The following is a 24,412-nucleotide window of genomic DNA, read 5'->3' as shown; positions in this document are numbered from 1 at the left end:
CATGACAATGAGAAAGTGAGATGTTCCCATGCGGGCAACGTTCATGTACGAAGCCGGCGATGTACGTGTCCACGACGCGCCTGATCCGGTCATCGAGCAGCCCACCGACGCGGTCGTGCGGGTGGTGCGCTCCTGCGTCTGCGGCAGCGATCTGCACCCTTACCACACCATGGCCGCCTCTGACCGCCCCGTGTCGATGGGCCATGAGTTCCTCGGCACCGTGGAAGAACTCGGCTCCGACGTCTCCGGGTTCAAGCGCGGTGACCTGGTGGTCTCCCCGTTCGCCTTTGCGGACAACACCTGCGAGCACTGCCGGGAGGGCCTGCACACCTCGTGCCCTAACGGGGGCTTCTACGCGGCCGGCGGTATCGGTGGCGGCCAGGCGGAGGCGGTCCGGGTGCCACAGGCTCAGGGCACCTTGGTGAAGCTGCCGGCGGATGTGGACGCGGCGCTCCTACCGTCGCTGCTCACTCTTGCTGACGTGTACGGCACCGGCTACCACGCCGCCCAACAGGCCCGCGTCCGGCCCGGCGACACGGTCACCGTCATCGGTGATGGCGCCGTTGGCCTACTCGCCGTCCTCTCGGCCAAGCGCCTCGGCGCGGAGCGGATCATTCTCATGGGCCGTCACAAGGACCGCACCGACCTCGGCCGCTTCTTCGGTGCCACCGACGTCGTCGCGGAGCGTGGCGACGAGGGCATCGCCAAGGTCCGCGAGCTGACCGGCGGCCACGGCACCCGCGCCGTGCTGGAAGCCGTGGGGCACATGCCCGCTTATGAGATGGCCATTGGCGTCGTCCGCCCCGGCGGAGTGATCAGCCGGGTCGGCGTCCCGCAGTACGCGGCTGCCCCAGTCGGCTTCGCCAGCCTCTTTGGCCCGAACATCACCTTGACCGGCGGGCCCGCGCCGGTGCGCGCCTACATTGACGAACTGCTGCCCGCTGTCCTGGACGGCACTGTCGAGCCAGGCCGCGTCTTCGACCGCACCGTCTCCCTGGACCAGGTACCCGAGGGCTATCGGGCGATGGACCAGCGTGAGGCCCTGAAGGTTCTCGTCACACCCTGATGCGCTGGCAACCCCTGGTGGGTAGGCGGCGGCCTGCCCACCAGGGTGTCGGACGGTTCAGCCGGGCGTGTCGATTGCGGCGTTGGCGTAGCGGCAGGCCAGAGACGCGAAGGCGGCCTTGAGCTCGGCCGGGCCCACGACCTCGATGTCAGCGTCGAACCGGCCGATGCTGGCGGCCAGGCTGGGCCATGACCAGGAGCCTGCGATGAGCCGGCAGCGGTCCGGGCCACATTCCTCGACGACTCCTTCGTGAAGGTGACGGGCCACGGTGGCGGCGGGTAGATCGAGGATCACCTCGCCACGGCAGGGCCAGGTGTCGGAGCCGTCCGAGCCCGAGAACCTGCTGGCGATGAAGGCGGACACCGCGCCTCCCGGCAGTTCGCGCGGCGTGAAGCGGGGGCCGGTGGGGGTGCGCGGGGTGATCCGATCGGCGCGGAAGGTCCGCCAGTCCTCGCGGTCAAGGTCCCAGGCAACGAGGTACCAGCGCCCGCCCCAGGTGATGAGGTGATGGGGCTGCACCCGGCGCGGCGGGGGCCCGCTGGCATCGCCGCCGCCGTCTCCGGCCCCCGCTGGGGACCCGGAGGCGTAGCCGAAGCGCAGCACTTCGCGGGCGTGGACCGCGGCGCTGAGCGTCATGAGCACGCTGCTGTCGGCCGGTGAGTGCGGCCGGGACGCAGGCCGCTCGACGGCGGTGACCTGGAGGGTGTCGATCCGGCGGCGCAGCCGTGCGGGCATGACCTGCCGGACGGTGGTCAGCGCGCGCACTGCGGCTTCCTCGATGCCGGCACCGGCGGTGGTGGCGATCTGAAGTGCGATGGCGAGGGCGACGGCCTGCTCGTCATCGAACAGCAGCGGGGGCAGTTCCGTACCGGCTTCGAGCCGGTACCCGCCATCGGGTCCCTTGAAGGTCGCAATGGGATAGCCGAGCTCGCGCAGCCGGTCGATGTCACGGCGCACGGTGCGTGGGCTGACGTCCAGTCGTTCGGCCAGCAGCGCGCCCGGCCAATCCCGGCGCGCCTGGAGCAGCGAGAGCAGTGACAGCAGGCGCGCTGAGGTTTTCGGCATGCCGCCCATGGTGCCCGAGGAAGCGGCCACACCCTGGCCTCTTCCACTGCGACTGTGGTTTCAGGCCGCACCACGCAAGACGGCCGGCAGGACCCCCTCTGTGGAACCGCCCCACGCCACCCTTGTCCGGTCGGTGCCGTGGTCGGTGTCCGCGGCCAGTGCCGCGTCGGTGTCGCGGCTGTGCCGTGTTGCGGCCGTGCCGTGTCGGTGATGCGGGCCGGTGGTCCGGCCGGGGCGCTGCACGGCGCCCAGAAACGATGATCAAAGAACGAGGAGCCATACATGTCCGTCAAGTCCGTGACCCATGTGAACTTCCAGGGCGATGCCCGTGCGGCACTCCACTTCTATCAGTCGGTATGTGGTGGTGACATTGCCGTTGTCACCTACAAGGACGCGGGGAACGTACAAGACCCGGCCGATGCGGACAACGTGATGTGGGGCCAGGTCGTCGCGGCCAGCGGTTTCCACGTAATGGCCTACGACGTGCCCTCGCAGCTGCCGTGGAACCGAGGTGAGAACTCGTTCTTCGTCTCCCTTCGAGGCGATACCGCGCAAGAGGTCACCGCGTACTGGGAGAAGCTTTCTGTGGGAGCGACCATAGTGCAGCCACTGGCACCTGCGCAGTGGGCCCCGCTCTACGGGATGCTCAGGGACCGCTTTGGCGTCACCTGGGTCGTGGACGTGGTGAGCGAGTACCACGGGTGAGCCTCAGGCATGGTGTGGGAGGCACGCACGGCCGGCCTCCCACACCACGCTCCCGACAGATGCCTATTGCCATTTTGCCTATTGCCATTTCCAACGATGTGGCGTTTTGGCTGCTCTGGAGCGGGAACTCGTGCGCGAGATCGCCATGGACGGCCGTGGACGGTGGTGGGCTCGTTCGCCAAGCCGTGCGTACTGCTCGCTGGTCGGGGATCGATGGTCGGTGGTCGGGACGCACCCCTTGACCGCTCGCCCCCGCCCGTGCCGACGCGGGTCCGATCTGGCTTACACCAGGCCCGTAAGTCTGTGAGATCCCACAAGGCGAGGACCTCAGCAGTCGCCAAGGCCAGGGCTTCGCGGAAACGAGGGAAACCGCGGAACTAAGGGAACCGCGGAAACTGAGGAAACCTAGGAAACAGAGGAAGCCGAGGAACACAGCCGTGAACCAGCAGCCGCAACATCCCGCTCACCAGCACCCACAGCCCCGGTTCCCCGCCCAGGACCAGCCTCACCCCGGTTGGACCGGGCCGATGGACCCGCCTCCGGACCACGGTGAAGAGTCCTATCGAGGATGCGGTCACCTCAAGGACCGTAAGGCCGTGATCACCGGCGCGGACTCAGGAATCGGCAGGGCGGTGGCGCTGGCCTTTGCTCGCGAGGGCGCCGATGTACTTTTCACGCACCTAGCCGAAGAAGAAGACGAAGCGAGTAAGACCAGCCAATTGGTGGAAGACGCTGGCCGCCGCGCGATCGCCGTCTCGTGTGATATCCGCGCAGAAGGCAACTGTCGGTCCCTGATAGAAAAGGCCGTGGGCGAGTTCGGCCGCATCGACATTTTGGTGAACAACGCGGCGTATCAGATGTCGCAACCAGATGGCATCGAGGCCATCTCCACCGAGCAGTTCGACCGCGTCATGCACACCAACCTCTACGGCATGTTCTGGTTGTCGAAGTTCGCTCTGCCGCACATTCCCGAGGGCGGCAGCATCATCAACTCCACCTCCGTACAGGCCTATAAACCCAGTCCCCACCTGCTCGATTACGCAATGACCAAGGGAGCCATCGTCACCTTCACCCAGGGGCTGGCCCAGATGGTGATTGACCGGGGCATCCGCGTCAACGCGGTGGCACCGGGACCGGTGTGGACGCCACTGATTCCCGCGACCCTGCCGGACACCGTCGAGTTCGGCAAGCAGTCCCCACTCGGCCGACCGGCGCAACCTGTCGAGATGGCGCCCGCCTATGTCTTCCTCGCCTCACCACAGGCATCCTTCATCACCGCGGAGATCGTCAACGCGACCGGCGGCACACCGCTGCCGTAAGCAGGCCGACACACCACGGGTCAACGCGCCGCCGCGCACCAACTCCGGTCCGCCGGAGTATGCGCCGTGGGTGGCCATGATCCGGCAGGCGGTAGCACCCTTCAGTAACGAGGCGTCATATACCGGTACTCGGCAGCGACTTACTATCTGCCAGGTATCGCCGCCCACCGCCGCCTCTTCCTGGAGAAGCCATGACCCTCCGCACAGTGAGCCGGTACGACGCCTCGTCCAGCCGCGTAGCCCGACGCCCGGCCCAACGCGCGCGCCCGCTCGGCATCCTCGCCTCCGCGGCCCTCGCCGCTGCATCCCTCGTCGTGGGCGTGGCTCCGGCTGCCGTCGCCGACAGCCCTGAGTCTGCCCCCACACTCACCCAACTGCCCTTCTTACCCGGCGACTGGTACAGCGAGCCGACCGGTCTCAACGACGATGGCGTCATCGTGGGGTACTCCACGCCATCCGATGGCATCTACAGCGCCAACTACCGCGACCGGGCGGCCCGCTGGAACCCGGACAACAGCATTGCCGCCCTGCCGCCCGCCCCCGGTGACGTCTTCAGCAGAGCGACCGGCGTCAACTCCGATGGCACGATAGCGGGCTACTCCTGGCCCACGGCGACCGCCGATGCAGCGCGGCACGGTCATGCGGTGCGCTGGGACGATGGCATTGCCACCGCGTTGCCCCCGCTTGCCGGAGATCCCCACACCAGACCCGCCGCCATCAACGAAGCGGGCGTCATCGCGGGAGCGTCCTGGGAAGGTGAGGGCGGCCACACCGAGGGCAGGGCTGTGACCTGGAAGGCTGACGGCTCGGTGGTCTCCTTGCCTCCGTTGTCCGGTGACACCTTCAGCGTGCCCCTGGACATCAACAACGCGGGGATCGTCGTCGGGTACTCCTGGAGCGGTCGCCTCTCCGCGACACACGCGGTGCAGTGGAGCCCTGATGGCACGCCCACCGACCTCGGTGCCCTGATCCGCAAGCGCTGGCCCGACCACGACTCCAGCTACGCCGATGAAATCAACGACGCGGGCGCGGTCATCGGCAACGCCTCTCGGGCGTACCCCCAGTCGAACACCGATCCGCACGCCGTACGGTGGGACGCTGACGGCACCACCCGGGATCTGGGCCTCCGCGCCTCCGCAAGCGCGATCAACGCCCAGGGGGATATCGCCGGGAGCTATCCGATAGGGGATACCCGGCGCGCGGCCCAATTGTGGTCGGCCGATGGCACGTCCACCGCGCTGCCGTTCCCAGCGGGCATGGAGAACAACATGGGCGACGGGGCGACGCTCAATGACTCACAAACCGTCGTCGGGAACGTCTGGTCCGGCAACCCCAGCCGGGAGAACAAGCTGGCAGTGCGCTGGCAGCCGGACGGATCGGCTATCAATCTGGGCACGGCGCCTGGCGACCCGTACAGCTCGGCCAGCTTCGTCAACGCCGAGGGCACCATCGCGGGAGTCTCGATCAGGAAGCCCATCTACACCTACCTCGCCGGCTCGCACCACGCCGTCGTGTGGCGGCGCTGACGCGCCGGGACACCCCTGAGCGGTGGGCCGCCGCCGCCCGCATTACGAGCCGTGGGCCGAGCCTCAGGTGAGCGAGGCCGGCCCCGGCTCCCACTGCTGTGCGCAGCCGTCAGGTGGTGGGTGGTTCGCGCGGCCTCGGAACGCGCCATCAGCGCGGGGTGCCGCGGGCGGGGCTGCGGCCCGCGAGGCGCAGCTCACCAGCGATCGACCCGCACATCTAGATCACTTACGTCAGCTGCACGGGCGACAGCGGCTGCAACCGGTCGTCGTCCTCCGGGTCCGTGCGGGCGCACCGCTCCCACGCGGACACCACATCGGGTGCGTCCACCGCCACCGCTTCGACGGCGAGGACACCGGCCAGGTCCTGCGTCGTGCAGCTGGTCGTGAGAACGAACGCGGGACGAGCGTCGGTGGTCATCGAGCGGATGCGTTCGGCGGGGTGCGCCGGGTTGATCAACAGGTAGGCGGCCCCCGTTTTCACGACGCCGAGGATGACCGCGATCTGCGCGGCGGAGCGCGGCACGGCCACCCCCACCAACCGCTCAGGCCCGATGCCCCGTGCGATCAGCCAATGTGCGATCTGATTGGCCCGCGCGTTCAACTCCCGGTATGACCAGCGGTCGTTCCGCCACTCGATGGCCGGAACCGATGGTGCCGCCCGGACCTGGGCCTCGAACGACATGGGGTAGCTCTGCTCCGGTACCCGCTCCGTCGCCGGCTGAGGTGGTGCCCCGTTCTCACTCTGCGCTGTCGCTGTGCCGCTTCGTTGGAGCAGGGGGTCGCGGTCGGGGCGGTCGGCGGTGGACGGTTCACCTACAGCGGTCATAAGGGTCTCCACGAAGAGTGCGAGCTCACTGGGACGAGCGAAGAGGCCGCGCGCGGGGCCCCGGTGCGGCAGAGCGGGACCTCTGGGGGCGTACGCAGACGTGCTGGTTCGGCCGACCTGCCCACCGGGGGTGAGTCACCGGGTGGGCCGCTGGGCAGGTCGGCTGGGTAGGGCAAACGCTCAAGGGCATGGGCACGCCCGGGGACCGGGCAGCGGACAGCGGACAGGGTAAGGGCCGCCGCGGGAGTCGAAAGGGGCGGTTTTGGGCGGGTGCGTGGGGGCGTCCGGGCCATGCGAAAGTCCGTGGGGGCTGGGCAGTAGGGCGGCGGTGGCGGGTGGGCGTTGCTGTTCAGACCCATCGCGCCGCTATACGGGGTGAGGCCGTGTCGAACACCGTGAGGCGAGTCGGGTACGCGATCGACCGGGAGGGGCGCAGGGTCACCTGGTGTTGGGGTGTCCAGCGGCCATGTCAGTTCTCGATGGTGGAGTGGCGGGCCCACCAGCATGGTTGCCATCGGCGCAGCCGGGCGTCAACCACTGCCGTATTAGTCGCAGTATTAGGGGGCGCGACCGCGGGCGACACCCGATCGTCGGACATGCCGGCAGGGGTCGAAGGGCCCCACCGGGGTGTTCGGCGTCGGGTAACCCCTACGCGGTAGCGCACGGGTTCCGTACGTGCCGCCGTTGGGTATGGGCGCCGGATCAGGGCCGCGGGCAGGGCCCCAGGCAGGGGCGCGTGCTTGCGTGGCGTAGCGCTCTAGCCGCTATGCCAGCGTCAGGACCGCACGGGCGCGGGCAGCAGGATCGAGGAGTCGGGTTCGCCACCGACCGCGAAGCCGCCGATGACACAGCGTTGCTCCAGGTCCAGCACGGTGACCTGGCCGGTGTCCAGCTCGCTGACGTAGGCGAGCGGCGCGTGCGGATGGAGGGACACGGCCGAGGGCACCCCTGCGAGGGGGATCGTCGCAACCCGGCGCAGCGTGGTGTCGAGCAGCGTGACGGTGCGCTGGGTGATGTCGGTGACCAGCAACAACTCGGTTGCCGCGGGCCCGGCGGCGTAGATCCGCAGCGGGTCGCCGCCCCCGGTGTCGTAGTTGCCGGTCACGGCCAGTGTGTCGGCGTCCATGGCGACGACCATTCCGCTGCCCCGAACGCCGACGTACAGAATGCGTCCGTCAGGCCCTAGGCAGCAGCCCTCCGGACGCGGGCCGGGCGAGGCCGTCACGGGCAGGGCAACGGGGTCGTGGGGCCGCACGAGGCTGACGGTGTGGGAGTCGAGCCCCGTGACGTACGCCCGTTCGCCGTCCCGGTCCACGGCACACAGGTGAGTCTTGGCGCCGCCGGTGGGCACGACGCGGGAGGGCGCCGTGGCGGTGCGCGGCTCGTCGTAGCCAAGGAGGACGGCGTCCGTCTCGGCACGCGCATAGACGCGGTCGTGTCGGTCGGTGGCCATGCCGTGGACTCGCCGGAACGGGCCGGTGCCCAAGGTGCGTACGAGCCGCCGCGCACGCAGATCTACTACCCACACGCCCCAGCCGCCTCGCCCCAGGTCCCCGGACATGCGCACGCCGTAGTGGCCGATGTAGGCGTATCGGCGGCGGGAGTCGGCGACCATCTCGTGCGGATAACGCTCCAGCGGGACGCGGGCGAGGAGGCGGCCGGAGGCCGTGTCGTGGAACGCCAAGGCGTGCCCACTCTTTTGCACGACGGCCAAGACGTCGGCCCCGCCGCCGCGCGGGGCCTGCTGTGGCGCCAGGGGGAACGCGCCGGGCGATGCACCTGCTGACACGCCGCTTCCGCTCCCTTCGGCCCGGGCCGGCCAGGCGCCGCCGAGCGCGGCGGCGCTCGCCGCGAGTCCGCCGACCAGCGTCCGCCGCGCCGGCCGGGACGACCCCGGCCGCGCCGCCTGCGTCTCAGGTGCCGGCTTCATGGCCTCTTCACCCGAGCCCCGGCCCGCCCCCGGCTGCCTCATGGCTTGTCCACCCCAGCGACCTCGACAGCGCGTTTTTGCGCGAGCGAGCGCCGCGCGGCGTCCAGGACGCGTACGACCTCGTAGCCGAAGTCCACGTCACAGGGGTGGTCCCGGCGGCCGTCCGTGACCAGGGCGGCGAGCGTGTCGATCGCGGCAGCCGATGCGACGGACGCGGGGGTGAAGCCTTGCGGCATGCTGTGTACGCCGCTGTCCCCGTAGGCCGTGGCGAGGACCTGTCGAGCGGCGGGCGGCACGGTCAGGCTCAGCGCGGCGGTGCCGGTCGCGCCGTTGGCATGCTGGGTCGTCAGGTGGACCGTGTCGCCTCGCCCGGCCAGCGCCGTCACTCGCTCGACCGGTCCGAGCAGCGGGGCGAGGACGGACAAGGCGTGCGGGCCGATGTCCCACAGGGCGCCCTCGGTCTGCCGCCAGTCTCCCGATGCGAAGGGCCCGGCCGGGTCATAGAGCGCGGCGAGCCAGACGGCGGAGGCCGTGTGCCAACCGCCCGTACGCGCCGCCGCGTCGATCCACTCGCGCTGCTCAGGCCGGAAGCGGGAGGTGAAGAAGACCAGCGAGGCGACCCCGGAGGCGCGGACGGCCTCGCGGACCTGCGCGGCCTGAGCGGGGTCCACCGCAATCGGCTTCTCCAACAGCAGGTGGCGCCCTGCCCGCGCGGCGCGCACCGCCAGGTCGGGTTGGACGGTGGGCGGGACGGAGAACACGACGGCGTCCACGTCGGCCAGGAGCGCGTCGTAGCTCTCGTAGGCCGGTACGTCCAGTGCGCCGGCGACCGCCGCTGCGCGCTCGGGCGCGCGCCCCCACACCCCGGCGAGCGTGCCGCCGGCGCCGGCGCGCAGGCCGGCTCCGTGCGTGTCGCGCGCCCAGGGGCCCGTCCCCACCAAACCGAATCGCAAAGCCATACGAGACCCTTCCACGAGGCTGTCGTGCCGGCACAGGGCTCACGATGCCGCATCGCTTCCCACCGTGCCCAAACGACCCTACCCAGACCACTGCGAGGACCGGTTCGAGGCCGAGGCCGGACTCGAGGTCCGCAGACCGTCGAGCCGGACCACCTGTCACCTGTCCACCTGGCCACCTACTACACCCGCTACTGCACCCGGGAGAGTCGTACGGCATCCGCACCCCGATCTGCTAGCGACTTCGGCAGCGGTGGTACGCCACACGACAGCCGGCATCGGCGGCCGGGGATGGTCAGGTGCGGGCTCCCGGCTGGGGGGCCACGTCTACGTCATCCCCCGCCGTCTGGTGGGCGATGGCCTGGTTCAACGCCCGTATCCGTTCCGTCTCCTTGGCCCGCGACCACACCAGCACCAGCGTGGGCTCAGGCAGACCGACGACGGGCACGAACGCGATGTCGCCTCTCTTGTGGTACGTAGCGGTGGGCGCGCCGAACAGCATCGTGCCGCGCTGCGTTGCCACCGCCGTCAGCCCTTCCTGGAGGGTGCACACCAACGGGCCCCGCGGGATGGGGCGTCCGGCGGGGGTGGCGGAGGGCGCCATGGTCTCCCGCCAGTAGCGCGGTGCCGGTCCGGTGAGCCCGATGAGGCAGCAGCCTGCCAGTTCCTCGGCGGTGACCGCGGGGCGGCTGGCGAGGGGATGCTCGATGGAGACGGCGAGGATTTGGGGCTGTTTCCACAGGACCGTCCCGATCACCAGGTCGGGTTCCTCCACCGGCAGCCCTACGACCATGGCGTCCACTTCGCCCCCTTGAACGGCCCCGAACGGGTCGGCCAGCGGTATCTCCACGGCCGCCACCTCGCACGCCGGGTAGCGATTCTTGAAGGCGCCGATCGCCCCCATGATCCATTCATCGGCCATGCCCTGGAACCCGACCCGCAACACGCCCTCCACCCCGCGCGCCGCCGTGCACGCGTCCTCGACCGCCTCCCACAGCGCGGTGTACGCGGGGCGCAGTGCGGCCAGGAAGCGCTCTCCGATGGGAGTCAGCCGCACTCTGCGGCTGGTGCGCTCCAACAGTTGGGCGCCGATGCGACGTTCCAGTGAGACCAGCATTTGGCTCACCCGGCTCTGCGATACGTACAGCCGCTTGGCGGCGCGGCCGAAGTGCAGTTCCTCGCTCAGGGCCAAGAAGCACACCAATTCCCTGGTCTCCACGCCGCGTACGCCAAGCATCGCGTCCATGTCCACCGCGCCCGATGTGCCGGCCCCGCCTGCCCCGCCCGCCGTGTGCTCTCTGCCCGACACATTCGCCCCTTCCGTCACGTCGCGGTGTCCGTCACCGCTCACGTCCGTGCCCTGCCCGCGCCGGCCCACGCAGGACGCACGCACCACGCACCGCCACGTGCGTCCGCTGCGCGCCACCGGTCACCTTGCACGTAGCCCGTCACCTTGTGCACCGTTCACCCCATCTGCCGCACGACTCGCCACGCACACCCGCACACCCGCACACCCGCACCCGCACCCCAACAGGGCACGCCAGCGCCGCGCTTCGCCATCGCCTGACCCGTCCGGGTCTTTCCCGCGCGATGGTGCGTCGTTCGGTACGTGTCGGCGTTGCCCTACCACCGCGAGTGCGCCACGGCCCTGACGAAGCTGTGGAACTGCATCGTCTTCGGCCACCCCATCGGCCGTCAGCCTCCATCGATAAGCGTGGCTGATCGAAGGATGAGGGCTTGGGCATTGTTCCCAGTACCGGAACGGCGCAAGCCTGTTCCCATGGTCGATCCCGCCGGCACCCCGGCCCCGTCAGGCGCATCCGGGACTTCGTCGTCCGCTGCTGCCGCGAAGCACCTCGCCGCGCCCGCGCCACCGGGTTCCGCCACGGAGGGCGCAGAGGCCGCGGCGGGCACGGCGGGCGCGGAGGCCGCGGCGCGCGCGGAGGCCGCGGCGGAAAATGCCCGGTCGCCCCTGCGGAACTGGCTCGCGGTTGGCGCCGTGGCCATCGGCATCTTCTCTGTGGTCACCACCGAAATGCTGCCGGTAGGGCTGTTGACCTCGATGAGTTCCGCGCTGGGCGTCTCCGACGGCACGGCGGGCCTCGCGATGACACTGCCCGGCATCGTTGCCGCGCTGTCGGCCCCGGTGTTGACCGTGGTCGTAGGCCGCTATGACCGCAAGATCGTCCTGTGCGCCTTGATGGCGTTGCTGACCGCCGCCAACCTGGTCACCGCAATCGCGCCCAACTTCGCCGTCCTGCTGGTGGCGCGGCTACTGATCGGGTTGACCATTGGCGGCATCTGGCCGATAGCGGTAGGGATCGCGGTACGACTGGTACCGGAACGGTCTGTGGCCACCGCCACGTCCATCATTTTCGGCGGCATCGCCGTGGGCTTCGTCCTCGGCGTCCCGGCCGGCACCTTCATCGGTGATCTGAGCACCTGGCGCCTGCCCTTCGTCGTCATGGGCCTGTTGACACTCGCGGTGCTCGCGACCATGGTGATCTCCCTGCCACGCCTTCCCGCCACCCAGACGGTCCGGCTCACGGAACTCCCCGGCCTGCTGCGTAACGTGCGGCTACGGACCGGCTTGATCATTACCGCTCTGCTGGTCACCGGCCACTTCGCGGCCTACACCTATCTACGACCGGTGCTGGAAGAGGTCTCGGAGGTCCCCACCGGGTTGATCAGCACCCTGTTGCTCATTTACGGCGCCGCGGGCATCGTCGGCAACTTCGCGGCCGGGTCCCGGGCCTATGACGATCCGCGCGGCACGCTCATGGTGCTCGTCGCCCTGCTCGCCGGGTCAGTGCTGCTGATACCACTCGTCGGGACCACGACCGTGGGTGCCGGCGTACTCCTCGCCGTGTGGGGCTTGGCCTACGGCGGTGTGTCGGTCAGTGCCCAGGCATGGGTGCTTCGGGCGGCGCCGGAAGCGGGCGAGGTTGCCTCAGCGTTGTTCATCTCGGTCTTCAACGCCTCCATCTCGCTTGGCGCGCTGCTCGGCGGTCGCGCCGCGGATGGCATCGCCGTTTCCAGTGTCCTGTGGTGTGGTGGCACGCTCGCGATGCTGGCGCTGGTCACCTTGTGCGCCGCCGGCGCCCACACGATGCCGCGGCGGAGCTGACCCAAGCTCGCGCGTGGTCAGCCACCGCCGCGGTGGCGAGCCGGCAGGGCTCAGGTGAGACGGCACTCCACCGAGTCATCGACCCGTACGGTGTCGATCGTGACCAGCCACAGATCGACGATCGCCCCGGGCTCGATGCACCGGGCACCGCCCCTGGTGTCGCCGATCCACACCGATTCGTGACGGGCGTTGATGACCTGGAGGGGAGCTTGTAGCTGCTGGGGCAGGTACTGCCAGGGGGTCACGTCGTGGTACTCATCGACGACTTCACCGTCCTTGATGAAGCAGAAGGAGGGGTACGAACAGTCCGCCGCGGGCACCGAAGGATCGGTAGGTTCCGCCTGCGCTGTGACGGTCATCCCGCCGAAGAGCACAACTACGGCCGCGAGTACGGCCATGACGCCGCGTGAGCCGACAACTACCTTCACTCGATCTCCACTTGCCCAGGGAGACGTGAACAAGTCGCCTCCGATCGACACACTATCTCCATACGTCACGAGCCTGGTCAAGAGTCGCGCGGCGCTGCGGTAGCCGCCTCCCAGGCTCTCGTCGGTCGAAGTTGTCGCAGGTCATGGCAGGGTCGGCGGAACCATCCCGGCGCTGCGCAGCCTCGGCCGTGGCGGCCGGCCTGGGTGGCCGGCGGACAGGGACGGGGAGCGTGGATGGCTACGTGCGAGTGACTGCGGGAACGGACACGGTGAGCTGGCCCCATGCCGGCCCGCGCCCAGGAGCAGTTCAGCCCAGTACCGCGCAGCAGGTGAGGCATAGCTCACGGTGCCACCCGCGGCCTGCTGGGGGCAGGCATGCTGGGGCTGCTCTGGTTTCGTGACGACGGTCACTTTGTTCCTTCGTCCTCGGTGTCAACCGGATGCCCTGTGGCGGGCGTATGCCCGGTGAAGCGAGAGATCCGGGAGTGGCTGTTGACCGTCGAGGAGTTTGAAGAGTTCTACGCCCAGGCGGTCGCACGTCTCACGGGGCAGTTGTACGTGATGCTCGGCGACCTCCACGAGGCGGAGGACGTCGTGCAGGAAGCGTTCATCAAGGGGTGGGCCCGGCGACGGCAGCTCGATCTCAACGGCCAGCCCGAGGCGTGGATTCGTACGGTCGCCTGGCGGCTGGCGGTGAGCCGATGGCGTTTTCGGCGGCGTACGGCCGATGCCTGGCGGCAGCGCGGTGCCCCGCCATCCCACGTCGAGGGGCCAAGCCCGGAGCAGCTGGTGCTGGTCGATGCGTTGCGCGAGTTGTCGGCTCAGCAGCGCCGCACCATGACGTTGCACTACCTGTGCGACCTCACCGTCGAGCAGATCGCCGATGAGACCGAGGTGTCCGCGAGCACCGTCAAAACCCACCTGGTCCGCGGTCGGAACGCACTCGCTCACCATCTACAGGACCCGTGCATGAAGGAGGCCCCTGGTGCCTGAGCCTGACGACCCGCTGCGGTACGAGTTCCAGCAAGCAGCCGCTTTCGGGCGGTCACGTGCGCGTACTGCGCCGGTCACCCGCATCGCCCAACGAGGCCGGCGGATGCAGCGGCTGCGCATCGCCGGGCTTGCCGCGGGGGTGTGCCTGGTCCTGGGCTGCGGCGGGGTAGCCGCGGCGACGCTGTTGCCAGGCAATCCGCCGCCGGCCGTCCCGGCCGACAGCCCCGCACCCACAAATTCGGCGCCGACGGTGCCCTCGACGAACGTGCCGTCGAGCCACTCGCCCACCCCACGTGGCGCAACGCGTCCCCCTACGACCTCCATGACGACGCAGGCGACGCAGACGATGGGCGCGGGTCCGACGACCTCGCCACCGGGCGGCACGTCGTCCGGTCGGAGCACGGGCGAAGACGCCACCGGTAAACCCCTGTCGGGCAGCACAACCGGTGCGAGCTCCACGTCCACCACCTCGACGCAGCCTCCGACGGACGGGGGCAGCGCCGCCACGCGCTGATCCCTCTCATCTCGTCACCCGGCGAGCGCCACTGGGCACTTCCGTACGCCTACACACACCCGAGCGAGCTCCGTATGCCCTTTTTGATTGCTGGTTCGCGTGAAGCAGCATCCGTATCCGCGCCCCCTTCCGCGCCGCGCGAACAGCTCAGCTCCCGGCGCGGTGCAGCGAGTGGGCCGCGTTCGCACGGCTCGGGCGCGCTCTCGCGTGGTTCCTTGCCGTACCGGCTCAGTGCCGCCGATCGCGAGGTGCTGTGGCTGTATCTGCTGACTCGCATAGGCATAGGGGCCACCGCCTACTGTGCCCGGTGGCTGTTTCCTGCTGACTCCAAGGCTCGTGCTGCCGGCTCCGTCCTCGTCCCTTTCGAGCGGTGGGACTGGAGCCATTTCCTGCACATCGCGCGCGATGGCTACTTTCCCGAACAGGCGGCGCCCGGGCACAGCGGTGGGGACAGCCGAGAAGCGTTCTTCCCCGGCTTCCCGCTCCTGCTGCGTGCCGTGCACACCGTCGTCCCGAGTTGGACCGCGGCCGGGCTGCTGATCTCCTTCGTCGCCGGCGCCGTCGCCGTCCTGGCGCTGGCGAGAATCGCCCGGCTGTACCTACCCCACGCGGAGGCCGGCCACCGTGCGGTCCTGTTCCTGCTGCTCTCCCCGTGCGCGATCTTCTTGGCCGCCGGCTACAGCGAGGCCCTCTTCCTCGCGCTCGCCCTACCGGCCTGGCTCCTTGCCCAGCGGCAGCACTGGCCGTGCGCCGCACTCCTGACCGCCCTTGCCACGGCCGTGCGCGTGAGCGGCCTTTTCCTCGCCGCCGCCATCGCCGTGCAGTTCGTGCTGTCGGCCCGCGCCCATCGCAACTGGCGCCCGCTGCCCTGGCTGGCGCTGCCCGCCGTGCCCCTGGGTCTGTACACCTGGTACCTACACGCGCACACCGGCGACTGGATGGCGTGGAAGCATGCGCAAGAACGCGGTTGGTACCGCAACTTCCATAGCCCCTGGGAGGCCTGGACCAACACCTGGCATGCGGCCTTCGCCCATGCCCAGACCACCGGTTACGCCTTCATGTTCCAAGCTGAGCTGGTGGCCATGCTCGTCGGGCTTGTGCTGCTCGGCCTGCTGATACGGCGACGCCGCTGGGCCGAGGCCACGTACATCGGCCTCAACCTTTGGGCTCTGGGCACGTCCTACTGGTACATGTCCATCCCCCGCGCCACCCTCCTGTGGTGGCCCCTATGGATAGCTTTGGCTGCCTGGAGCCTGCGCGCGCCTCGGTTCAAGACCGTCTATCTGTGTCTCGCGGCGCCCTTGACCACCGTCTTCGCTCTCACCTTCCTGTCCGGACGGTGGGCTGGCTAGGGGCCGCAGGGCGAAGCTCACCGATGTGCGCAGGGCATCGGGTGAAGCTGGTGGCGTACGAGTGGCCGCTGAGAACCGCTGTGGGAAAAGTGAGTGCATAACTCCCGTTGAGGTTTGGCCGTAGAGAACATCGGCTACCCGTCGTTGCGTCCGACCGCGCAAGCGGCCGTCTCACGCGGAGGGTGCGCGCCATGTTCGTGGAGAAGATGCATGAGGCAGGCGTACGGAGCGAGCACGCCCCCTTTGGCGCGCTCGTATCGACCGGCGGCGCGCTCGTATCGACCGGTGGTGTGTTCGCGCAGTGCTGGACATCGCAGCGGACCGAGCGCGCCGGCACAAACCGGGCCGACCGGTCGGACATCGTCCTCGGAAAAGGGCGCTCACCTGCTGCGCAGCCGGACTGGCGCAGCCCCCGTAGGAGCAGAGCGACGGTTGTGTGAACTCGAAGTAGTGGCATCCGACGCAGTTCGCCGCACCGTGCGGCGGCCGATTTCTGCCGTCGCCTGCCCCCGGCACACGCCCGTAGGGCAGGTGATGCGGCGGGCGGATGCGTCCGACCGTAACGCTGCCGAAGGGAACCGCTATGCGGCGCGAGGCCACCGCCGATGCCCCGTCCAACTCGACCACGCTGGTCAACGCACCCCCCGCCGCTCCCCCGCTGGCTGGCCTGCGCACCCCGGCCCGCACAAGTGACAGGTCCGTGAGAACGGTCGAAGAGGTGGCGCCCGCGGTCGAGCGAGTGCTCGCCGCCCACCTCGCCGAGCGGCGGTGGGACAGCGATGCCGTCAGCGAGCGGTTCACCGCCGATGTCGTCAGCCGCCTCTCCGAGTTGGCGTTGCGGGGCGGTAAGCGGCTGCGGCCGGCCTTCTTGTGGTGCGGCTGGTGTGCAGGGGGTGGCACGGGCGAAGGTGAAAGAGCCGTGCTGCGGGTGGGTGCGGCCCTGGAACTGCTCCAGGTGTGCGCGCTCATCCACGATGACCTCATGGACTGTGCGCCGCTACGGCGCGGCCGGCCCTCGCTTCATGTCGCATTTGCCGACCTGCACCGCGACCGGCAGTTGGTGGGTGACGCCAAGGAGTTCGGCGCCTCGGCAGCCCTGCTGGCGGGCGATCTGGCGTTGGTGTGGGCGCACGACCTATGGGAGGCCACCGCGGTGCCCACCGCAGCGCGGCGACCCAGCCGGGAGTTGTGGCAGGCCATGCGCACCGAGATAGTGGCCGGCCAGTACCTGGATCTCCACGGACCGGCTGCCGGGACCTGGCAGCCGGCTGAGGCGCTGCGGATCGCCCACCTCAAGGCGGGTCTTTACACGGTGCAGCGCCCCCTGGAACTGGGAGCGGCGCTGGCCGGTGCTCCCGTAACGGTACGAGAGTGCCTGGCACGAGCGGGGCAGCGTGTGGGGGTGGCATTTCAACTGCGTGACGACCTCATCGATGCCTACGGCGACGCTTCCAGTGCGGGCAAGCCCGTTGGCGAGGACGTCCGGCGCGGGAAGCCGACCTATTTGATGGCGGTGGGCCTGGAGCGCGCCAAGGCAGGCGAACATCGAAAGGCCGAGCGGGTGCTGACCGGTGCGTTGGGCGACCGGGCCCTGGATGACGCCGGCCTTGAGCGCGTACGAGCAGCGTTGGCCGAGGTGGGCGCTCCGGCGATGGTGCGGCAGCGCATCGACACCCTGGCCCGGGAGGCGTTGGACACGGTTGCGGACGCCGACCTGCCGGCCGCAGCCGCCCACGAGCTCACCGGCCTGATCACCACACTCCTGGGTGTCCCGCCGTCCGTAGGGGATGCCTCCTTACGCGCTCCCACGGGCTGGGGCCCAATCCGAGGTGACATCGCATGAGGCTGGTGCAGGGGCCCAGTGACCATGTTGTGGTGGTGGGGGCGGGGCTTTCCGGCCTGTCGGCGGCCCTTTATCTGCTCAGCGCGGGCCGATCGGTGACGGTGGTGGAGCGGGAGGACGGCCCCGGCGGTCGCGCTGGTTTCCTCGCGGCGGCGGGGTACCGCATCGACACCGGGCCGACCGTGCTGACGATGCCGGACCTTTTGGACGAGGCGTTGGGCGCGGTGGGTGAGCGATTGTCGGACCGGGTGGAACTGCACCACTTGCACCCGGCCTACCGGGCGCGGTTCGCCGACGGTTCGCACATCGATGTCCACACCGATCCACACGCCATGGAGGCGGAGATCCTCCGGGTGGCGGACCGAGCTGACGCGGTGGGCTATGGGCGGATGCGTCGCTGGCTGGAGCGGCTGTACCAGGTACAGATGCGGTCCTTCATCGATACCAACTTCGATTCCCCGCTCGGCGTCCTGGGTGCCGACCTGGCCCGGTTGGCGGCCCTGGGCGGGTTCGGTTCCTGGCACGGCCGGGTCGCCCGCTTCGTACGAGACGAGCGGCTGCGGCGCATCTTCTCCTTCCAGGCCCTGTACGCCGGGGTGTCGCCCACGCGGGCGCTGGCGGCGTACGCCGTGATCGCCTACATGGACACGGTGGCCGGGGTGTCGTTCCCCAAGGGGGGCATGCATGCGGTGCCCCGGGCCATGGCTGCTGCGGCGCAGGCAGCCGGTGCGACGTTCGCCTACGGCAGCACGGTGCGTGCTGTGGAGCGCGCCGGCGGGCGGGCCACCGCGGTGCACACCAGCGATGGGCGGCGCATCGCGTGCGACGCGGTGGTGCTCACCTGCGACCTGCCGGTCGCCTACCGATTGCTGGGCCGTACGCCGCGCCGCGCGGTGCCGCTGCGGTACGCGCCATCGGCCGTCGTGCTGCATATGGGCGGCCGACGCACCTGGCCGGAACTCGGCCACCACACGCTGTCATTCGGGCACGCGTGGGAGCACACCTTTGATCAGCTCACCCGTAGCGGCGAGCTGATGAGCGACCCGTCGCTGCTGATCACCTCCCCCACGGCCACCGACCCCGACCTTGCGCCGCCGGGCCGCCATCTGTACTCCGTGCTGGCCCCCTGCCCCAACCTGCGCATCGGGCCGCGCGACTGGGACCGGCTGGCACCGCGCTATCGCGAGCAGATCTACGCGGAGCTTGAGCGGCGCGGTCTCACCGGCTTCGGCGAGGAAACGGAGTTCGAGCGGATCGTCACCCCGGCCGACTGGGCCCGGCAGGGCCTGGCCGCGGGTACGCCGTTCTCCGCCGCGCACACCTTCGCGCAGACTGGTCCTTTCCGCCCCCGCAATCTGCCGCGCGGCTGGGACAACGTCGTGCTCGCCGGGTGCGGTACCACTCCGGGCGTGGGCGTGCCCGTCGCCGTCATCTCCGGCAAGCTCGCCGCCGCCCGGATCACCGGGGCCCACCGGCAGCGACCCCACCGTGCCCCGACCCGGGGAAGCGCCCCGTACACAGTGGGCGCAGACGGTGCAGACGGTGCAGACGGCAAGTACGGCAGGGACGGTACGGCCAGCTCAACCGGTGCGGTCGGCGCAGACGGCGCAGAAAGTGCGGACGGTACGGTCGGCGCGGACGGTGCACGGTGACGGCCCGGGAACTGGACGCGGCGGGCATCCACGATGCGGCCCTGCGCGCCGCCTACACCCGATGCCGCCAAATCAACGCACACGGTGGCGCCACCTACTTCCTCGCCACCCGGCTACTGACGCCGCATCAGCGCCCCGCCGTGCACGCGTTGTACGGCTTCGCCCGCCATGCCGATGACATCGTGGACGCGCTGGACGACGCGACGGACGTCACCGCTCGGGCCGCGGCTTTGGACGCGTTGGCCGCCACCGTTGACCGCGCGCTGCGCACCGGGCGCAGCGATCATCCGGTGGTGGCCGCGCTCGCCGACACGGCCGGCCGGTACCGCATCGAGCCGGCGCACTTCACCGACTTCATGCACTCCATGCGCATGGACCTGCACGTCACGGACTACCCCAACTGGCAGGCGCTGCGCACGTATATGCACGGCTCGGCCGCCGTCATCGGGCTGCAACTGCTGCCCGTCCTTGGCACCGTCGTACCGCGCGAGGAGGCGGCGCCTCATGCAGCGTCGCTAGGAGTGGCCTTTCAGCTCACGAACTTCCTGCGCGATGTCGGCGAGGACCTGGACCGGGGCCGCGTCTATCTGCCGCGCGATCTGCTGGCCGCGCACGATGTGGACCGCGCGCTGCTGATGTGGTGCCGGGCGACGGGCCACACCGATCACCGAGTACGAGACGCGCTGCGGGAGTTGATTCACCTCACGCGCGGCAGCTATCGACACGCCGCCAAGGGGGTGCCGATGCTGCATCCGGCCTCTCGCCCGTGCGTGCGTACCGCGTTTATCCTGTACCACGCGATTTTGCAGCGTATCGAGGCCGCCGACTACGCCGTCATCGACCACCGGGCCATCGTGCCGCGCCGCCACCGGGCGGCCATCGCGCTCGGTGGCCTGGCCACCATCGGAGCCGGGCGGCTGCGCGGTGCACTCGGCCCCGGCGGTGGGCCACCGACACGGGCGGGGGCCCCCGCATGAGGCGGGGCGAGCCCTGGCGGGTTCCGCTGCGGTTGCTGCCGGCCCCGCCGTGGAGCGAGCAGAGCCCCACGTGGCGCGCCGCAAAGCCGCATCTGATCGCCGGGGCGCTGCGTCGCGCCCTGGCCCGCCCTTCAGGCAACTGGTACGTCCTCGGGGCCAGCCGCGAGCTGCCGCCGGGGCGGCCGTTCGGGCGCACGGTGGCCGGTGCGGAGGTCGTCGCCTGGCGGCGGGAGTCCGGGCAGGTGACCGCAGGACCTGGCGCCTGCCCACACCTGGGTGCCCCGTTGTGCCACAGTCCGGTGATCGCGGGGCGGCTGGTGTGCCACTGGCACGGACTCACCCTGGCCGAAGAAGGCGGCCCCGGTTGGGAGCCGTTTCCAGTGCACGACGACGGCGTGCTCGTGTGGGTGCGGCTGGACGACATCGGCGGTGAGCCGCCGCTACCCGCGCCGCGACTGCCCGAGCGCCCGCGCCCAGAGGCCGCGGTGGACGCGGTCACCACGGTCGTGGGCGCGTGCGAGCCGCAGGACGTACTGGCCAACCGGCTCGACCCCTGGCACGGTGCCTGGTTCCACCCCTACGCCTTCAGCCATCTGACGGTCGTCGAGGAGCCCGATGCGAAGGGCGACGACCGGTTCGTGGTCGAGGTCGCCTATCGCGTCGGCTCCCGAGCGGCCGTACCGGTGCGTGCGTCGTTCACCGCGCCGGAACCGCGCACGTTGGTGATGCGGATCATCGACGGTGAGGGCGCGGCGTCGGTGGTGGAGACCCATGCCACTCCGCTGACGCCGCCCGGTGCCACCGAGCCGCGCACCGCTGTCATCGAGGCCGTCGTCGCCACCTCCGAGCGGCCCGGGTTCGCCGTGGCGCGCGCGGTGGCGCCGCTGTTGCGGCCCCTGGTGCGGCGGGCCGCGGCCCGGCTGTGGCGCGATGACATGGCCTATGCGCAGCGGCGTTGGGAGCTACGTAGCCGCGGCCAGTTGCCGGGCGTGCCATGACCGCGAGGAGCGCGGCGCCGGCCGTCAGCGGGCCGCGGTACGAGGACGGTGCGCAAGAGGTCGCGGTGCCGCGGCGCGGCGCGGGCCCGCTCCGGCGCGTACCTGCCACGCACTGTGCGCGCGGCCGGCCGGGTGGCCGGCCCAAGGGCGGTTCGGGCGCGGCCGGTGGGGCTTGTCTTCGCTGCGTCGATGCCGGGAGGGGCACGTGAGCGAGGTGGACATCGTGGTGGTCGGCGGCGGCGCGGCAGGGCTGTCGCTGGCCAGGAGGCTGACCGCGCCGGCAGGCCCCGGCCGGGCCGTACCGTCGATCGCGGTCATCGAGCCACCGACCGGGCCGCTGAGCAGCCCACCCCGCACCTGGTGCTTTTGGGAGCGGGGCGAGGGCGACCTCGATGCGTACGTCTCCGCTTCCTGGGGCCGCGTGCTGGTGCGCGGGGCCCACCGCGAGGTAGTGAGCGACGGCCGGGGCCACCGGTACAAGATGATCCGCTCCCATGACTTTTTGCCCGCCGTCACCGCCGAGTTGGCCTCGCACGAGCGAGTGCGCCTGCTGACGGCCACCGTCACCGGCATCGTGGACAGCCCTGATGGCGCTCAGGTCACCGGCACCGACGCCACCGGACAGCCGATGTGTGTGCGCGGGCGCTGGGTGTTCGACTCCCGCCCGCCCCAGGGCCTGCCGCCTGCGCGTACGACATTGCTCCAGCACTTCCGCGGCTGGTTCGTACGGACCGCGTCGGATCGGTTCGACCCAGGGGTAGCCGAATTGATGGACTTTCGTACGCCCCAGCCGGCCCGGGGCCTGTCCTTTGCCTATGTGCTGCCCTTCACCCGCCGCCGGGCGCTGGTGGAGTACACCGAGTTCTCCCCACGTGTACTGAGCGACGACGGCTACCAGGCCGCGCTGGAGCACTACACACGCCGCGTCAGGCCGCTGGGCGCCTTCACCGTCACCGGCTGCGAGCAGGGCGTCATCCCCATGACCGACGCCCACTTCCCTCGCCGGCGCGGTGCCCGCGTCTTCACCATCGGCGCCGCCGGCGGCGCCGTCCGGCCCGCCACCGGCTACGCCTTCGCCACCATCCAACGCCAGGCCGCGGCCATCGCCACCGCCCGCAGCGCGGGCGCCCCTCCGCTGCCGCCGCGACCGCACCCGCGCCGCCACCTGGCCATGGACGCGGCATTGCTCCGGGCGCTCGCCACCGGCCGCGTCGATGGCGGCGCGTTCTTCACTCGGCTGTTTGACAGCAACCCCCTGCCGCGTGTTCTCGGCTTCCTCAACGGCACCTCCTCACTGGTCCAGGACGTCGCGCTCGGCCTGCACTGTCCCCTGTGGCCGATGACCCGATCGCTGCTCGAACTGCCCTTCCTGCCCCGCCAAGCCGCCGAAGACCAGGGCCAGGGCCAAGAGGCTTTCCCGCATGCCGCCCAGCGAAAGGCGCACCCGTGAACCGCCGTCGCACGACCCGACTGGCCCGCGACCGGCGCGCCACCTACTGGCCCGCGCCCCCCGGCGCGCCCCAGCTGACCGACCCCGCAGCGCGCACCGCCGTCGTCGGCGGCGGCATCGCAGGGCTGGCCGCCGCCACCGCGCTGGCCGAACGCGGCATGCGAGTCGATCTCCTGGAGCAGCAGGCGGTGCTCGGTGGACGCGTCAGCGGCTGGACGACACGGTTGGCCGATGGCACCGAGGCCACCATGAGCCGCGGTTTCCACGCCTTCTTTCGGCAGTATTACAACCTGCGCAACCTGCTGCGGCGCACCGATCCGGCCCTGACCGGCTTGGTCGGGCTGCCGGACTACCCGCTCCACCACGCGGCCGGCCACCGCGATCGCTTCGCGCAACTGCCGCGTACCCCGCCATGGAACGTGCTCGCCTTCGCCGCGACCAGCCCGACCTTCACCGCAGCGGGCATGTCGGGCATGAACCCGCGCGCCGCCCTGCACCTGCTGGATGTGCAGGCCAGCAACGTGTACGGGCGGCTCGACCACCTCAGTGCGCACGACTTCCTCAACGCCGTGCGGTTTCCGCCCCCGGCCCGGCACTTGGCCTTCGAGGTGTTCTCCCGTAGCTTCTTCGCCGACCCTCGTGAGCTGTCGGCCGCCGAGCTGGCGCTGATGTTCCACATCTACTTCCTCGGCTCAGCCGAGGGCTTGCTGTTCGACGTACCCGCCGAGCCCTTCCCCACCGCGCTATGGGACCCGCTCGCCGCCCGGCTCGACCGCCTCGGTGCTCGGGTGCGCACCCGCACTCGGGCCGAGCATCTGGAAGCGCGCGGGGGCAACTTCGCGCTCACCACCACCGACGCCTGCGGGCGGGTGCGCGAAGAGCGCTACGACGCGGTGGTCCTGGCATTGGACACCGGCGGCCTGCGGGCGCTCGCCGCGGCCTCCCCGAAGCTGGGTGGCCCCAGGTGGCGCAAGCGGATCGATGCCCTGCGCCAGGCCCCGCCCTTCCTGGTGTCCCGCTACTGGCTGGACCGCCCCGTCGCGCCACACCGCCCCGCGTTCTTGGGCACCAGCGGATACGGTCCGCTCGACAACATCAGCATCCTGAGCCGCTACGAGGGCCAGGCCGCACGCTGGGCCCGCCAATCAGGCGGCAGCGTCGTGGAGTTGCACGCCTACGCCGTCGATGCGGACGCCGACCGCGTGGGCGTGCAGCATCGGCTACGGAGCGAGCTCGCCCGTATCTATCCCGAAACCGCGGGCGCGGTGGCCATCGACGAGCGGCACGAGTGGCACGCCGACTGCCCCCTGTTCGCCCCCGGCACCCACGCCGACCGCCCCACCGTGCACACCCCGCACCCTCGGCTGGTCCTCGCCGGAGACCTCGTACGAACCGCTGCGCCCGTCGCCTTGATGGAACGCGCCGCCACCACCGGTCTCCAAGCCGCCAACGTCCTTTTGGCCACCTGGCAGGTGCGCGGCCATCCCCTGCTGACCGTCCCCACAGCAGGGCGCTCCCCCCTGCTGCGCACGCTCGCCCGCGCCTTCGCCCCCACCCTGACCACCCCTGACCACCTGCGACGACCAGACCGCCGTGGCATGGCCACCGGCTCCCCATGCCTGTCAGCCGAGGCCCAAGTCCGGGGGCCGTGGTCCTAGCTGTGGCCTGGTCCCAGCCCTGGTCCC

At 70.5% G+C, this 24,412-nt stretch carries 21 protein-coding genes; 15 read left to right on the top strand and 6 right to left on the bottom strand.

Going from position 1 to position 24,412, the window contains the following annotated elements; translation table 11 throughout:
- The first annotated feature begins 28 nt into the window (after positions 1–28).
- On the top strand, positions 29–1,066 hold the full coding sequence (locus FHS42_RS32825; protein WP_184579383.1) for an alcohol dehydrogenase catalytic domain-containing protein: 1,038 nt from the start codon (positions 29–31) through the stop codon (positions 1,064–1,066).
- Between the two features lie 57 nt (positions 1,067–1,123).
- Here FHS42_RS32825 and FHS42_RS32820 read toward each other — a convergent pair whose 3' ends face one another.
- Positions 1,124–2,131: a helix-turn-helix transcriptional regulator gene (locus FHS42_RS32820; protein WP_184579381.1), complete on the bottom strand. Its 1,008-nt coding sequence runs from the start codon at positions 2,129–2,131 to the stop codon at positions 1,124–1,126.
- Positions 2,132–2,413: 282 nt separating this feature from the next.
- On the opposite strand from FHS42_RS32820, the gene FHS42_RS32815 reads away from it, so the two are divergent.
- The 3 genes from FHS42_RS32815 (at position 2,414) to FHS42_RS32805 (ending at position 5,681) form a co-directional block, all read left to right on the top strand.
- A complete protein-coding gene (locus tag FHS42_RS32815; protein WP_184579380.1) occupies positions 2,414–2,836 on the top strand; it encodes a VOC family protein in 423 nt (140 codons plus the stop codon).
- A gap of 437 nt (positions 2,837–3,273) precedes the next feature.
- The gene (locus FHS42_RS32810; RefSeq protein ID WP_184579378.1) at positions 3,274–4,155 is read left to right on the top strand and encodes an SDR family oxidoreductase; all 882 of its coding nucleotides are present in this window, start codon (positions 3,274–3,276) and stop codon (positions 4,153–4,155) included.
- Between the two features lie 191 nt (positions 4,156–4,346).
- On the top strand, positions 4,347–5,681 hold the full coding sequence (locus FHS42_RS32805) for a hypothetical protein (protein ID WP_184579376.1): 1,335 nt from the start codon (positions 4,347–4,349) through the stop codon (positions 5,679–5,681).
- A gap of 226 nt (positions 5,682–5,907) precedes the next feature.
- Here FHS42_RS32805 and FHS42_RS32800 read toward each other — a convergent pair whose 3' ends face one another.
- The 4 genes from FHS42_RS32800 to FHS42_RS32785 form a co-directional block, all read right to left on the bottom strand.
- Positions 5,908–6,507 carry an AMP-binding protein gene (locus FHS42_RS32800; protein ID WP_184579374.1) on the bottom strand — a complete coding sequence of 200 codons (600 nt, stop codon included), beginning with the start codon at positions 6,505–6,507 and terminating at the stop codon, positions 5,908–5,910.
- 775 nt (positions 6,508–7,282) lie between these two features.
- A complete protein-coding gene (locus FHS42_RS32795) occupies positions 7,283–8,437 on the bottom strand; it encodes a YncE family protein (protein WP_184579372.1) in 1,155 nt (384 codons plus the stop codon).
- Positions 8,438–8,475: 38 nt separating this feature from the next.
- Positions 8,476–9,396, bottom strand: coding sequence for a Gfo/Idh/MocA family protein (locus tag FHS42_RS32790; RefSeq protein ID WP_246495742.1), 921 nt, complete (start codon positions 9,394–9,396; stop codon positions 8,476–8,478).
- Positions 9,397–9,688: 292 nt separating this feature from the next.
- Positions 9,689–10,702 carry a LysR family transcriptional regulator gene (locus FHS42_RS32785; protein WP_376772773.1) on the bottom strand — a complete coding sequence of 338 codons (1,014 nt, stop codon included), beginning with the start codon at positions 10,700–10,702 and terminating at the stop codon, positions 9,689–9,691.
- Positions 10,703–11,173: 471 nt separating this feature from the next.
- Here FHS42_RS32785 and FHS42_RS32780 point away from each other — a divergent pair, with 471 nt between their 5' ends.
- Entirely contained in the window at positions 11,174–12,520 is a 1,347-nt protein-coding gene (locus FHS42_RS32780) for an MFS transporter (protein WP_184579371.1), read from the top strand.
- 50 nt (positions 12,521–12,570) lie between these two features.
- Here the strand turns inward: FHS42_RS32780 and FHS42_RS32775 are convergent, their stop codons facing one another.
- A complete protein-coding gene (locus FHS42_RS32775; RefSeq protein ID WP_184579369.1) occupies positions 12,571–12,948 on the bottom strand; it encodes a hypothetical protein in 378 nt (125 codons plus the stop codon).
- 465 nt (positions 12,949–13,413) lie between these two features.
- Between FHS42_RS32775 and FHS42_RS32770 the strand changes: the two genes are divergently transcribed.
- From FHS42_RS32770 to FHS42_RS32725, 10 genes are all read left to right on the top strand, one after another.
- On the top strand, positions 13,414–13,941 hold the full coding sequence (locus tag FHS42_RS32770; protein ID WP_184579368.1) for a SigE family RNA polymerase sigma factor: 528 nt from the start codon (positions 13,414–13,416) through the stop codon (positions 13,939–13,941).
- The gene (locus tag FHS42_RS32765) at positions 13,934–14,455 is read left to right on the top strand and encodes a superantigen-like protein SSL4 (protein WP_184579366.1); all 522 of its coding nucleotides are present in this window, start codon (positions 13,934–13,936) and stop codon (positions 14,453–14,455) included. The genes FHS42_RS32770 and FHS42_RS32765 overlap by 8 nt, the downstream gene beginning before the upstream one ends.
- A 74-nt stretch (positions 14,456–14,529) precedes the next feature.
- Entirely contained in the window at positions 14,530–15,807 is a 1,278-nt protein-coding gene (locus tag FHS42_RS32760; RefSeq protein WP_184579364.1) for a mannosyltransferase family protein, read from the top strand.
- A gap of 191 nt (positions 15,808–15,998) precedes the next feature.
- A complete protein-coding gene (locus FHS42_RS32755; protein WP_184579362.1) occupies positions 15,999–16,247 on the top strand; it encodes a hypothetical protein in 249 nt (82 codons plus the stop codon).
- Between the two features lie 107 nt (positions 16,248–16,354).
- Complete coding sequence (locus FHS42_RS32750) at positions 16,355–17,650, top strand: polyprenyl synthetase family protein (protein WP_184579360.1); 1,296 nt, start codon at positions 16,355–16,357, stop codon at positions 17,648–17,650.
- Complete coding sequence (crtI, locus tag FHS42_RS32745; RefSeq protein WP_221477091.1) at positions 17,647–19,302, top strand: phytoene desaturase family protein; 1,656 nt, start codon at positions 17,647–17,649, stop codon at positions 19,300–19,302. Before FHS42_RS32750 ends, crtI begins: the two co-directional genes overlap by 4 nt.
- The gene (locus FHS42_RS32740; RefSeq protein ID WP_184579358.1) at positions 19,299–20,279 is read left to right on the top strand and encodes a phytoene/squalene synthase family protein; all 981 of its coding nucleotides are present in this window, start codon (positions 19,299–19,301) and stop codon (positions 20,277–20,279) included. The genes crtI and FHS42_RS32740 overlap by 4 nt, the downstream gene beginning before the upstream one ends.
- Entirely contained in the window at positions 20,276–21,277 is a 1,002-nt protein-coding gene (locus tag FHS42_RS32735; protein ID WP_184579356.1) for a DUF5914 domain-containing protein, read from the top strand. The genes FHS42_RS32740 and FHS42_RS32735 overlap by 4 nt, the downstream gene beginning before the upstream one ends.
- A gap of 205 nt (positions 21,278–21,482) precedes the next feature.
- Positions 21,483–22,727: a lycopene cyclase family protein gene (locus FHS42_RS32730; RefSeq protein WP_312867142.1), complete on the top strand. Its 1,245-nt coding sequence runs from the start codon at positions 21,483–21,485 to the stop codon at positions 22,725–22,727.
- Complete coding sequence (locus FHS42_RS32725) at positions 22,724–24,385, top strand: FAD-dependent oxidoreductase (protein ID WP_184579350.1); 1,662 nt, start codon at positions 22,724–22,726, stop codon at positions 24,383–24,385. Before FHS42_RS32730 ends, FHS42_RS32725 begins: the two co-directional genes overlap by 4 nt.
- The last annotated feature ends 27 nt before the right edge of the window (positions 24,386–24,412 follow it).

The organism is Streptomyces zagrosensis (assembly GCF_014203645.1).
Lineage (GTDB): Bacteria > Actinomycetota > Actinomycetes > Streptomycetales > Streptomycetaceae > Streptomyces > Streptomyces zagrosensis.
Note: the sequence above shows the minus strand (reverse complement) of the source record. Positions and strands in the feature narration are given on the sequence as shown.